The organism is Burkholderia sp. Bp9012 (assembly GCF_003853825.1).
In the GTDB taxonomy this organism is placed as follows: Bacteria; Pseudomonadota; Gammaproteobacteria; order Burkholderiales; family Burkholderiaceae; genus Burkholderia; species Burkholderia diffusa.
On the sequence record NZ_QTQA01000001.1, the window covers coordinates 316,195 to 329,039 of the forward strand.

The following is a 12,845-nucleotide window of genomic DNA, read 5'->3' on the forward strand; positions in this document are numbered from 1 at the left end:
TCGAACGGGACGGCCGCTCAGGCCTGCGCCCGTGCCCGCGCGACTTCGCTCGCCGGCACGTCCTGCTTGTCCTTGAGCAGCGAGAAATCGAAGTCGATCAGCGCGAACGGCCCGTCGATGCCATACGGCTTGCCTTGCGCGCCCTCGGCCTGCTTGACCTTCGGGATCAGCCCTTCGCGGGTCGCGAATGCGAAGTCGTCCCAGATGTGCGGGTCGCCTTCGATGTTGATCTGCGTCGTCAGCTTACGATATCCGTCCGCGGAAACGAAGAAGTGGATGTGCGCCGGACGATGGCCGTGGCGGCCGAGCTGGTCGAGCAGCTGTTCGGTCTTGCTGCCCGGCGGCACGCTGTAGCCGACCGGCAGCACGCTGCGGAAGCTGTAGCGGCCCTCGGCATCGGTGCGGATCGAGCGGCGCAGGTTGAACGCCGGCTGCGACTGATCGAAGTACGAATAGTTGCCCAGATGGTTCGCGTGCCACACCTCGACGAGCGCATTCGGGATCGGCGCGCCGTCCTGACCGAGTACCTGACCGCGCATGATCAGCGTCTGGCCCGGATCGGTGCCGTCGTCGAGACGCGCATGGCCGACCGATTCCGGCGCGCCCGCGACGTACAGCGGCCCTTCGATCGTGCGCGGCGTGCCGCCCTGGAAGCCGGCCTTCTCCTCGGCCTCGTCCATCCGCACGTCGAGGAAGCGCTCGAGGCCGAGGCCCGCGGCGATCAGCCCGAATTCACGGCCGGCTTCGTTCAGGTAGTTGAGCGCGGTCCAGAACTCGCTCGGCTGCACGTCGAAGTCCTCGATCGTGTAGCAGATGTCCTTCACGATCCGGTTGACGATCGCGCGCACGCGCGGGTTGCCGGGCTTTTCCGCGGCGTCGTCGAAGGTTTTCAGCAGGGCGTCGATGGCTTGCTTGTTCATCTGTGTCTCCGGTTTCGGTTGTCGTGTCATGCGGGATCAGCGGGCGTCGCGTCGCATCCGTTCGATGCGGGCCCAGTCGAAGGTGATGCCGAGGCCGGGCGTCGCCGGCAGGTGCAGCTTGAAATCCTGGTAGCGCAGCGGCTCGACGAGGATTTCCTCGGTGAGCAGCAGCGGGCCGAACAGCTCGGTGCCCCATTTCAGCGAGCCGAACGTGCTGAACAGTTGCGCGGACGCCATCGTGCCGGCCGCGCCTTCGAGCATCGTGCCGCCGTACAGGTCGATGCCGGCGGCCGACGCGATCGATGCGACACTCGCCGCACCGAGCAGGCCGCCCGATTGCGCGATCTTCACCGCGAACACGTCGGCCGCGCGGTCCTGCGCGAGCGCGAATGCATCGACGGGGCCGTGCAGCGCCTCGTCGGCCATGATCGGAATCTGCGCGAGCTGCGTGAGGCGTTTCAGCCCCGCACGGTTGGTCGCCGCGATCGGTTGTTCGACGAGGCTCACGCCGGCCTCCGCAAGTCGGGCGCCCGCGCGGATCGCGTCGGTTTCGGTCCATGCCTGGTTCACGTCGACGCGCACGTCGCCGCGCTCGCCGAGCGCGCGCTTGATCGCGATCACGTGCGCGACGTCGTCGTCGACCGCGTTCGAGCCGATCTTCAGCTTGAACGCGCGATGGCGGCGCGCGTCGAGCATCGCCTCGGCTTCCGCGATGTCGCGCTGCGTGTCGCCGCTCGCGAGCGTCCACGCAACGTCGACCGCATCGGTCGTGCGGCCGCCGAACAGCTCGGACAGCGGCACGCCGAGGCGGCGCGCCTGCGCGTCGAACAGTGCGGTCTCGAGCGCGCATTTCGCGAACCGGTTGCCCTGGAACAGCTTGCGCGCACGCGCCATCGCGGCGCCGGGGCGCGTCGCGTCCATGCCCTGCAGCAGCGGCGCGAAGTAGGTGTCGATGTTGACCTTGATGCTCTCGGGGCTTTCCTCGCCATACGCGAGACCGCCGATCGTGGTCGCCTCGCCGACGCCCTCGATACCGTCCGTGCATCGAACGCGGACCAGCACGAGGGTCTGGCAATTCATCGTGGCGACCGACAGTTTGTGGGGCCTGATCGTCGGCACGTCGACGAGCAGCGTCTCGACGCGTTCGATGGTGGCGGTAGTTGCTATCATGCGATTCCTCCTGTTGGTGCACATGGTAGGAATTTCCGCCGAGCGGCGTCCAACACTCTTTCCGACTACTTCCATACCTTTGAGGCATGAAATGGAATTGCGCCAGCTCCGGTATTTCATCGCCGTCGCGGAGGAAATGAACATCACGCGGGCGGCGGAGCGCCTGCACATGACGCAGCCGCCGCTGAGCCGTCAGCTCCAGGCGATCGAGGACGAGGTCGGGCTGCCGCTGTTCGAGCGCGGCGCGCGGCCGCTGAAGCTGACCGACGCGGGCCGCGTATTCTATGCGCAGGCGACGCGCGTCGTCGAACAGGCCGACGAGCTCGGCCCGCTGACGCGGCGGCTCGCGCAGTTGTCGGAGCGGATCGTGATCGGCTTCGTGCCGTCTACGCTCTATGGCGCGCTGCCGGACGTGATCCGCGCGTTTCGCGAGGCGCACCCGGGCGTCGAGCTGTCGCTGATCGAAATGTTCACGCTCGAGCAGCTGGGGGCACTGAAGGGCGGGCGGATCGACGTCGGCTTCGGCCGCCTGCGCTTCGACGACGACCAGCTCGTGCGCGAGGCGCTGATCGAGGAAAAGCTGATCGCGGCGCTGCCGGTCGGGCATCCGCTCGCCGATCCGGGCCGGCCGTTGACGCTCGCGGACATCGCGAACGAGACGCTGATCGTCTATCCGAGCACGCCGCGGCCGAGCTTCGCGGACCAGCAGCTGTCCGCGCTGCGCGACGGCGCGCTCGTGCCGGCGGCCGTGCACGAGGTGCGCGAACTGCAGACGGCGCTCGGGCTCGTCGCCGCGCAGGTGGGCGTGTCGCTGGTGCCGGAGAGCGTGGAAGGCGTGCGCGTGAAGGGCGTCGTCTACCGGCGGCTGCCGGAACCCACGGCGACGTCGCCGATCATCATGAGCCGCCGGCTGCACGGCGAAAGCGCCGCGACGACCGCGTTCTGCGCGATCGCGCGGGAGATGATTGCGCCGGCAGCGTAGGGACGGTCGTTTCCGTATTGATTGCAACTAACGGTCAAATTCGGCGCGCCAAGGCGAATGCGGAGCGGGTGTCGCGATGCGATGTCATCTGCCGCTGATGCAGGCGGACAGCGAGCCGGCAAGCCGACCCGGCCGGCAACCTGCAACCCGGCGTCCCCGCTACCACTTGCCACTTACCGCTTCCCGTCGAGCGTCTCCGAGGGCGATTCGCCGAACTTCTCCCGGTACGCGATCGCGAATCGCCCGAGGTGCGTGAACCCGCAATCGAGCGCGATATCGGCGATCCGTCGCTCGGACACCGACCCGCGCAGCAACTCCCGCGCATGCTCGAGTCGCGTCGCGCGCAGGTATTGCATCGGGCTCATTCCGCGGAACTGCAGGAAGGCGTCACGCAGTGTCCGCTCCGGCACGTTGGCGGCCTGGACGATATCGATGAGCTGCAACGGCTGCGCGTAGTGTGCGTTCACGAACTCCTGCGCGCGCCGCACGAAGCCCGGCGCGGGATCCTGGCGCGCGCTCGGTACCGACGGCGGGTGGCCTTCGATCAGCAAATCGATCAGCAGATGCTCGAGCTGCGACGCGACGCGCGGGTTCGCGTTCGCCCGTTCGAGCAGCGCCGGCGAGCGGGCGACGAGCATCAGCTGCTGGCGCCACGCGGTGAGCGCGGCATCGCTGATGTGCAGCACGGGATCGAGCATCGCGCGCGGGTCGCCGGTCAGCGAACCGACGGTCGCGGCATCGATGCGCAGCACGAACTGCTCGCAATCGGCGGACAGCACCGCGTCGAAGCGCTCGCCGGGCGCGCACAGCACGCCGGTCTGCCCGTCGACGCCGAGCCGGCGCCCCATCGCGTGGACTTCCGCCTGCCCGGACAGGCAGAACATCAGCAGGTAATAACCGTCGACGGCGTCGACCTGCACGCGCATCGCGTCGCCGAACGCGATGGTGCCGATGCCGAGCCCGCCGAGCCGCACGAAATCCATATGCGATGCGCCTTGCACGCGGCCGCTCGGCAGCAGCGCGTGCGGCTGCATCACGCGCGAGATCCGCTCGCGCGTCTCGTCGAGATCGCGGGATTCGAACAGCCGGTGCGCACGCAGCGCAAGCGGCTCGAACGACGTTGGGGACATGGGCATCAGCCTTGGTATGAACGACGGGCGCTTCGATCCGACGAATGGGTCGGGATCGCGCTCGGGTCGCGTGTGTCGCCATGCTAGCGCAGAAATCCGCCGAAAGTGGATATTGCGCCGCCGCAATCGCACTTTCCGGATAGACGCCGAATTTTAGCTTTTCAAAAATCGGCTCCATGCAATCAACGAAACGGAACCAGAAGGAGTCCGACATGGAGCAGACAGAATCGCCCGTCGTATTCGCCGCGCGCGACGACGCGTCCGATGTGCGCTTTCCGCACGACGACGGCTCGCGCGTGCCGTACAAGGTGTTCAGCTCGCGCGCGGTCTACGATCGCGAGCAGGAACGCATCTTCCGCGGGCCGACATGGAACTTCGTCGCGCTGGAAGCGGAGATCCCGAACGCCGGCGACTTCAAGAGCACGTTCGTCGGCGACACGCCGGTCGTCGTCACGCGCACCGAGGACGGCACGCTGTCCGCATGGGTGAACCGCTGCGCGCACCGCGGCGCGCAGGTGTGCCGCAAGTCGCGCGGCAACGCGAGCTCGCACACGTGCGTCTATCACCAGTGGAGCTTCGACAACCAGGGCAACCTGCTCGGCGTGCCGTTCCGGCGCGGCCAGAAGGGGATGACCGGGATGCCGGCCGACTTCGACCCGAAGCAGCACGGGCTGCGCAAGCTGCGCGTCGACAGCTATCGCGGGCTCGTGTTCGCGACGTTCAGCGATGAAGTGGCGCCGCTGCCCGACTATCTCGGCGAGCAGATGCGTCCGTGGATCGACCGGATCTTCCACAAGCCGATCGAGTATCTCGGCTGCACGCGCCAGTATTCGAAGTCGAACTGGAAGCTGTACATGGAGAACGTGAAGGATCCGTATCACGCGAGCATGCTGCACCTGTTCCATACGACCTTCAACATCTTCCGCGTCGGGATGAAGGCGCGCTCGATTCCGGATGCGAACCACGGGCTGCACAGCATCATCACGGTGACGAAGACGAACGACGACACGTCGGCCGCGTACAAGCAGCAGAACATCCGCTCGTTCGACGAGGGCTTCCATCTGGAAGACGAATCGATCCTCGATCTCGTGTCGGAATACGACGAGGACTGCACGAACCATATCCAGCCGATCTTTCCGCAGCTCGTGATCCAGCAGATCCACAACACGCTGGTCGCGCGCCAGATCCTGCCGAAGGGGCCGGACAACTTCGAGCTGATCTTCCACTTCTTCGGCTACGCGGACGACACGCCCGAGCTGCGCGCGCTGCGCATCAAGCAGGCGAACCTGGTCGGGCCGGCCGGCTATATCTCGATGGAAGACACGGAAGCGACCGAGCTCGTGCAGCGCGGTACGGTGCGCGACGCCGACGCGACGTCGGTGATCGAGATGTCGCGCGGCAACCCGGATCAGCAGGACACGGTGATCACCGAAAGCCTGATCCGCAAGTTCTGGGTCGGGTACCAGAAGCTGATGGGCTATCGAAGCGGGAGCGCGCAATGATGGAAAACCTGACGGAAGACATGAAGACGTGGTTCGAGATTTACATGCTCCAGAACCGCTACATCGGCCACCTCGACAACGACCGGCTCGAACACTGGCCGGAAATGTTCACCGAGGACTGCACGTACGAGATCGTGCCGAAGGAGAACGCGGATCTCGGGCTGCCGGTCGGGATCGTCCACTGCACGAACCAGCGCATGCTGCGCGACCGCGTGGTGTCGCTGCGGCACGCGAACATCTTTGAAGAGCACACGTACCGGCACATGACGTCGGGGCTCACGATCGTTGCGGAGCGCGACGGCGAGATCGACACGGAGAGCAACTACGTGGTCGTGCAGACGCGAAGCAACGGCGAATCGAACGTGTACCAGGCCGGCAAGTACTACGACACGGTCGTGCGCACGCCCGACGGGCTGCGCTACAAGACCAAGCGCGTGATCTACGACACGTCGCGCGTGCAGACGCTGCTCGCCACCCCGATCTGACAGCCAAGGAAACGACATGACCGAAGCAACGCTCGCCGAATGGCATCCGCTGGGCGCATTCGACGAATTCTCCGAAGACGAACCGGCGGCGCGCGTCGCCGGCCAGAAGCCGATCGCGGTGTTCCGGATCGGCGACGAACTGTTCGCGATGCACGACCTCTGTTCGCATGGTCACGCGCGGCTGTCCGAAGGCTATGTGGAAGACGGTTGCGTCGAATGCCCGCTGCACCAGGGGCTGATCGACATTCGCACGGGTGCGCCGAAGTGCGCGCCGATCACCGAGCCGGTGCGGACTTATCCGATCCGGATCGTCGAAGGTCAGGTGGAAGTCAATGTCGGCTGACCCGTTCGTGATCGTCGGTGCCGGCCATGCGGCGCGGCGCACGGCCGAGGCGCTGCGCGCGCGCGACGCCGACGCACGCATCGTGATGATCGGCGCGGAGCGCGAACTGCCGTACGACCGGCCCGCGCTGTCGAAGGACGCGCTGCTGGGCGACGGCGGCGAGCAGCGTGCGTTCATCCGCGATGCGGCATGGTACGACGCGCAGCGCATCGAGCTGCGGCTCGGCACGCGCGTCGATGCGATCGAGCGCGATGCGCAGCGTGTGCGGCTCGACGACGGCGCGACGTTGCCGTTCGCCCGCCTCGTGCTCGCGACGGGTTCGCGCGTGCGTGCGTTCGGCGGGCCGGTCGACGAAGGCATCGTCCCGCATTACGTGCGCACCGTTGCCGACGCGCGTGCGTTGCGTGCGCAGCTCGCGCCGGGGCGCCGCGTGGCGGTGCTCGGCGGCGGCTTCATCGGCCTCGAGGTGGCGGCCGCGGCACGCCAGCTCGGTTGCGACGTGACGGTGATCGACCCGGCTGCGCGCTTGCTGCAGCGTGCGTTGCCGGAAGTCGTCGGCGCGTATGCGCGGCAACTGCATGACGCGCGCGGCGTGGTCTTCCAGATGGCGACGCTGCCGCGCGCGATTCGCCGCGCACCGGGCGGCGGCGCGATCGTCGAGACCGATCGCGGCGACGTTCAGGCCGATATCGTCGTGGTCGGCATCGGCGTCGTGCCCAACGTCGAACTCGCGCAGGCGGCCGGCCTCGAGGTCGACAACGGTATCCGTGTCGATGCGGGATGCCGTACGGCCGATCGCGCGATCTTCGCGGCGGGCGAGGTGACGATGCACTTCAATCCGCTGCTCGGGCGTCACGTGCGGATCGAGTCGTGGCAGGTCGCGGAGAATCAGCCGGCGGTCGCGGCCGCGAACCTGCTGGGTGCGGACGAAACGTATGCCGAGCTGCCCTGGCTGTGGTCCGATCAGTACGATTGCAACCTGCAGATGCTCGGGCTGTTCGGCGGCGAGCGAACGATCGTCGTGCGTGGCGATCCCGCGAGCGGGCCGTTCACGGTGTTCGGGCTCGACGAAAACGGGAAGATCGCTGCGGTGGCGGCGGCGAACCTGGGGCGCGACATCGGCGCATCGCGACGCCTGATCGCGGCGGGCGCCGTGCCGGATCCGGCGAAGCTCGCCGATCCGGCGGTGAACCTGAAGACCTTTCTCTGACGCAGCAGCGCGCGAACGCGGCCCGCGCGGCCGTGTTCGCGCCGGGTAGCTGAAACGTCGAGCGTGACCTGTTCCGGACAACCTTTCCGGCTCGGGCAACGCGCGCGGGTTTGTCGCAGGCCGGCGATCGGTGCATATTAGCGGCATTGCCGTTTCACCGGTCGCCCATGACGCCAGACAAAGCCCTCGAACTGAAACGCAGCAAGCGCCGCGCGCTATGGCTGCTGCTGGCCGCAGTCGCGGTATTCGTCACGACGATCCTGCTGCCGCGCGACCCGTGGGTCGACGGTTTCAAGGCGGTGGCCGAGGCCGCGATGGTTGGCGCGCTCGCCGACTGGTTCGCGGTCGTCGCGCTGTTTCGCCGCGTGCCGATTCCGTTCGTGTCGCGCCACACCGAAATCATCCCGAAGAACAAGGACAAGATCGCCGACAACCTCGCGGTGTTCGTGCGCGAGAAATTCCTCGGTCCCGACGCACTCGTCGCGCAGATCCGCCAGCACGATCCCGCACGGAAACTCGGCGCATGGCTCGGCGAGCCCGCGAACACCGACGCGCTCGGCGGCTACGTGACGAAGCTGATGAGCTTCGCGCTCGACATGACCGACGATGCGCGGATCCAGTCGTTCGTCCACGACGCGTTCCGCGCGGTGATCGACCGCATCGACCTGTCGCAATCGCTGGGCGCTATCCTCGACACGCTGACGAAGGACGGCCGCCACCAGGCGTTGCTCGACGATGCGATCGAGCAGGTGGTCGATGTGCTCGACAAGGAGGAGAACCGTGAAGTGATCGCGGGCTTCATCGTCGAATGGCTGAAGACGCAATACCCGAAGGTCGAGAAGATCATGCCGACGCAGTGGTTCGGCGAGAACGGCGCGCGCATGCTGGCGAGCGCGGTGAGCCGCGTGCTCGAGGGCGTGGCGGCCGATCCGGAGCACGAGTTGCGGCAGCGCTTCGACCGCACGGTCGTGCGGCTCACCGAGCGGCTGAAGCATGACCCTGCGTTCATCGCGAAGGGTGACGAGATCAAGCGCTACATTCGCGACGGCGACGCGTTCAATGACTATGTACGCGATCTGTGGGACCAGTTGCGCGCATGGCTGAAGGCCGATCTCGCGCGGCCCGATTCGACGCTGCACCGGCAGGCCGCGACGCTCGGCGGCTGGCTCGGCGCGCGGCTCGCGCAGAGCCCGGCGCTGCGTGCGTCGCTGAACGAGCACATCGAGAAGGCCGTGCACGAGATGGCGCCGGATTTCGCGGATTTCCTGATGCGTCACATCCGCGATACGGTGCGCAACTGGGATGCGCGCGAGATGTCGCGGCAGATCGAGTTGAACATCGGCAAGGACCTGCAGTACATCCGCATCAACGGCACGCTGGTCGGCGGGCTGATCGGGCTCGGGCTGTATCTGGTCTCGCTGGTGCCGCGCTGGGCGGCGGCGTGGCTGCATTGATGCGGACGCGGCCGGTCGGTTTTCCGGACGCTGAGCGTGGCGCACGGCAGGGCATGGGTCGCAGTATGTAAGCCATGGTTTACATGTTGGGTGAATGAAATCGGTGTGCCTCCGACAATACGGTACGGCCGCGCGCGCCGTTTGACGTCGAATTGGCCGTCAGGCCGATCCTTTCGCGCGGCCGGACCCGGCCATTCGGCCGAAGTCGGAATTCCGCGAATCCGTCTACAATCAAAAACGTCCTTGCCGCCCGTGCGTGCTTGCCGCGCGCGGGCGAATCCGTTTGTCCTCCTGCACAGGGAGGCGCCGCCGTGCGTTGCGCGGCGGGCAGTGCCGTGGTCAGTGTCCAGTAGGTAAAGCGTCCGCGTGCCGTAGGCCGGCGCGCGTTCTGAACGTCGCGCGCCCGTAAGCCGGGCAGGCGGCATCAACCGAGAGTCCCCCATGAAAGCATCGGATCTGTTCGTGAAGGCGCTGGAAGCCGAAGGTGTCGAGTACGTGTTCGGCATCCCCGGCGAGGAGAACCTCGATCTGCTCGAATCGCTGCGGCGATCGAAGATCAAGCTCGTGCTGACCCGGCACGAGCAGGCGGCCGGGTTCATGGCCGCCACCTACGGCCGCCTGACGGGCCGCACCGGCGTGTGTCTCGCGACGCTCGGGCCGGGCGCGACCAACTTCGTGACGGCTGCCGCCTATGCGCAGCTCGGCGGCATGCCGATGCTGATGATCACCGGGCAGAAGCCGATCAAGTCCAGCAAGCAGGGTCACTTCCAGATCGTCGACGTCGTCGGCATGATGCAGCCGCTCACGAAGTTCACGCGGCAGATCGTGTCGATCGGCAACATTCCGTCGGCGGTACGCGAGGCGTTCCGTCGCGCGGAGGAGGAGCGCCCGGGCGCCGCGCACCTCGAACTCCCGGAGGACATCGCGCACGAGGAGGGCGACGGCAAGCCGATTCCGCGCAGCTACAGCCGGCGGCCGGTGGCCGAGGAGAAGGCGGTCGCGCACGCGGTCGACGCGATCCAGGCCGCGCGCCACCCGCTGTTGATGATCGGCGCGGGCGGCAATCGCAAGACGACCTGCAAGATGCTGCTCGAATTCGTCGACAAGACGGGCATCCCGTTCTTCACGACCCAGATGGGCAAGGGCGTGATCGACGAAACGCATCCGCTGTGGCTCGGCAACGCGACGCTGTCCGACGGCGACTTCGTGCACCGCGCGATCGAGCATGCGGACTGCATCATCAACGTCGGCCACGACGTGATCGAGAAGCCGCCGTTCTTCATGCGCACGGACGACAAGACCGTGATCCACGTGAACTTCCTCGGTGCGCAGGTCGATCCCGTCTACTTCCCGCAGATCGAGGTGGTCGGCGACATCGCGAACGCGGTGTGGCAGATGAAGGAGGCGATCGCGCCGCAGCCGCATTGGGATTTCGCCCGCTTCGCGATGATCAAGGAGCATTTCGACGCGCATCTGGCGAAGGGCCAGCACGACCCGCGCTTCCCGATGTACCCGGTGCGGATCGTGAACGACCTGTACAACGCGCTGCCGACCGACGGGATCGTCTGCCTCGACAACGGGATGTACAAGATCTGGTTCGCGCGCTACTGGCGTGCGCACGAGCCGAACTCGCTGCTGCTCGACAACGCGCTCGCGTCGATGGGCGCGGGCCTGCCGTCGGCGATCGCGACGAAGATCGTGCATCCGCAGCGCAAGGTGATCGCCGTGTGCGGCGACGGCGGCTTCATGATGAATTCGCAGGAACTCGAAACCGCCGTGCGGCTGAAGCTCGACATCGTCGTGATGATTCTGCGCGACGATGCCTTCGGGATGATCCGCTGGAAGCAGGAGAACATGAACTTCCCCGATTTCGCGATGACGCTGCAGAACCCCGATTTCGTGTCGTATGCGCAAAGCTACGGCGCGCACGGGCATCGCGTCGAAGCGGCCGACGATCTCGAGCCGCTGCTGCGCGAGTGCTTCTCGTCGCCTGGCGTGCACGTGATCGACGTGCCGATCGACTATTCGGACAACGAGCGCGTGCTGAACCGCGAGATCAAGCGGTTGTCCGCGCAACTCTGAATTCCCCGTTCACAGGAAGGAGTCGTTCCATGCTGAAGGAAACCTATCCGTATTACCTCGCCAACGAAGCCGTCTACGCGAACACCGATCTGGAAGTGACCGACAAGTTCAGCGGCAAGGTCGCGACGCGCGTCGCGCTCGCCGACGCGAAGGCGATCGATGCGGCCATCGGCGCGGCGGTCGGCGCCGCGAAGCCGATGCGCGAGTTGCCGGCCTACAAGCGTCAGGCGGTGCTCGACCACTGCGTCGCGCGCTTTCGCGAGCGCTTCGACGAGCTGGCGGAGGCGCTGTGCATCGAGGCCGGCAAGCCGATCAACGATTCGAAGGGCGAGGTGACGCGGCTGATCGATACATTCCGCGTCGCGTCCGAGGAGTCGGTGCGCATCGACGGCGAGGTGATCAACCTCGAGATCTCGGCACGTGCGCAAGGCTACACCGGCTATACGCGGCGCGTGCCGATCGGCCCGTGCTCGTTCATCTCGCCGTTCAACTTCCCGCTGAACCTCGCCGCGCACAAGGTCGCACCCGCGCTGGCCGCAGGCTGTCCGTTCGTGCTGAAACCCGCGAGCCGCACGCCGATCGGCGCGCTGATCATCGGCGAGGTGCTCGCCGAAACCGACCTGCCGAAGGGGGCATTCTCGGTGCTGCCCGCACATCGCGACGGCGCGGACCTGTTCACGACCGACGAGCGCTTCAAGCTGCTGTCGTTCACGGGTTCGCCGGCCGTGGGCTGGGCGCTGAAGGAGAAGGCCGGGAAGAAGAAGGTCGTGCTGGAGCTCGGCGGCAACGCGGCGGCGATCGTCGACGCGGATCAGCGCGAGCAGCTCGACTACGTGGTCGAGCGTCTCGCGTTCGGCGCGTATTACCAGTCGGGCCAGAGCTGTATCGGCGTGCAGCGGATCCTCGTGCATGCGGATCTGTACGACGCGCTGCGCGACAAGCTGATCGCGAAGACGCGTTCGCTGAAGATGGGCGATCCGAAGGATCCGTCGACGTTCGTCGGCCCGATGATCTCCGAATCCGAATCGCGCCGGCTGTCCGGCTGGATGGAGGCGGCCGTCGCGGCGGGCGCGAAGATCGTCGCGGGCGGCAAGGTCGACGGCGCGATGTTCGAGGCGACGCTGCTGGAAAACGTCGGTCGCGAACAGGACCTGTACCGCAAGGAGGCATTCGGTCCCGTCGCGATCCTCGAGAAGTTCGAGCGCTTCGACGATGCGCTCGCGCGCGTCAACGACAGCGACTTCGGGCTGCAGGCCGGCGTGTTCACCGATTCGCTCGCGCATGCACAGCGCGCGTGGGACGAGCTGGAGGTGGGCGGCGTCGTGATCAACGACGTCCCGTCGTTCCGCGTCGACAACATGCCGTATGGCGGCGTGAAGGATTCGGGGCTCGGCCGGGAAGGGATCCGTTACGCGATCGAGGACATGACCGAGCCGCGCCTGATGGTCGTGAGGCGCCGCTAGCGCGAAGGGATGCGGCATGACGGCACGCGGGCAGGCGATCACGCAGGCCCGCGTGCCGTTTTCGTTTCGGCGCACACCGACGGGCGCGGCGCCGCCCGCGCGGT

General features: G+C 66.8%; 11 protein-coding genes. 8 read left to right on the top strand and 3 right to left on the bottom strand.

All coding sequences use genetic code 11. The features are described from left to right. Positions 1-17: 17 nt before the first annotated feature. Together catA and DIE11_RS01430 are read right to left on the bottom strand one after the other, a co-directional pair. On the bottom strand, positions 18-920 hold the full coding sequence (gene catA, locus DIE11_RS01425) for a catechol 1,2-dioxygenase (protein ID WP_124621045.1): 903 nt from the start codon (positions 918-920) through the stop codon (positions 18-20). 36 nt (positions 921-956) lie between these two features. Further along, a complete protein-coding gene (locus DIE11_RS01430) occupies positions 957-2,090 on the bottom strand; it encodes a muconate/chloromuconate family cycloisomerase (RefSeq protein WP_059601568.1) in 1,134 nt (377 codons plus the stop codon). Between the two features lie 91 nt (positions 2,091-2,181). Here DIE11_RS01430 and DIE11_RS01435 point away from each other — a divergent pair, with 91 nt between their 5' ends. After that, entirely contained in the window at positions 2,182-3,072 is an 891-nt protein-coding gene (locus DIE11_RS01435) for a LysR family transcriptional regulator (RefSeq protein ID WP_059601570.1), read from the top strand. 173 nt (positions 3,073-3,245) lie between these two features. On the opposite strand, the gene andR is transcribed toward DIE11_RS01435, so the two are convergent. Next, positions 3,246-4,202, bottom strand: coding sequence for an anthranilate 1,2-dioxygenase regulatory protein AndR (gene andR / locus DIE11_RS01440; RefSeq protein WP_059601572.1), 957 nt, complete (start codon positions 4,200-4,202; stop codon positions 3,246-3,248). 212 nt (positions 4,203-4,414) lie between these two features. Between andR and andAc the strand changes: the two genes are divergently transcribed. The 7 genes from andAc (at position 4,415) to DIE11_RS01480 (ending at position 12,741) form a co-directional block, all read left to right on the top strand. After that, positions 4,415-5,704 carry an anthranilate 1,2-dioxygenase large subunit AndAc gene (andAc, locus tag DIE11_RS01445; RefSeq protein ID WP_124621047.1) on the top strand — a complete coding sequence of 430 codons (1,290 nt, stop codon included), beginning with the start codon at positions 4,415-4,417 and terminating at the stop codon, positions 5,702-5,704. Then, positions 5,701-6,189, top strand: coding sequence for an anthranilate 1,2-dioxygenase small subunit AndAd (gene andAd, locus DIE11_RS01450; protein WP_059601577.1), 489 nt, complete (start codon positions 5,701-5,703; stop codon positions 6,187-6,189). Before andAc ends, andAd begins: the two co-directional genes overlap by 4 nt. Before the next feature lie 16 nt (positions 6,190-6,205). Continuing rightward, positions 6,206-6,532 (top strand): anthranilate 1,2-dioxygenase ferredoxin subunit AndAb, encoded by a 327-nt coding sequence (gene andAb / locus DIE11_RS01455; RefSeq protein WP_124621049.1) that lies wholly within the window; start codon positions 6,206-6,208, stop codon positions 6,530-6,532. After that, positions 6,522-7,742, top strand: a complete 1,221-nt coding sequence (gene andAa / locus DIE11_RS01460) for an anthranilate 1,2-dioxygenase system ferredoxin--NAD(+) reductase (protein WP_124621051.1) — start codon at positions 6,522-6,524, stop codon at positions 7,740-7,742. The genes andAb and andAa overlap by 11 nt, the downstream gene beginning before the upstream one ends. A 167-nt stretch (positions 7,743-7,909) precedes the next feature. Then, positions 7,910-9,196: a DUF445 domain-containing protein gene (locus DIE11_RS01465; protein WP_124621052.1), complete on the top strand. Its 1,287-nt coding sequence runs from the start codon at positions 7,910-7,912 to the stop codon at positions 9,194-9,196. A gap of 441 nt (positions 9,197-9,637) precedes the next feature. Then, a complete protein-coding gene (locus DIE11_RS01475) occupies positions 9,638-11,278 on the top strand; it encodes an acetolactate synthase large subunit (protein WP_059601583.1) in 1,641 nt (546 codons plus the stop codon). A gap of 29 nt (positions 11,279-11,307) precedes the next feature. Next, positions 11,308-12,741, top strand: coding sequence for an aldehyde dehydrogenase family protein (locus DIE11_RS01480; RefSeq protein ID WP_124621054.1), 1,434 nt, complete (start codon positions 11,308-11,310; stop codon positions 12,739-12,741). Positions 12,742-12,845 lie beyond the last annotated feature (104 nt).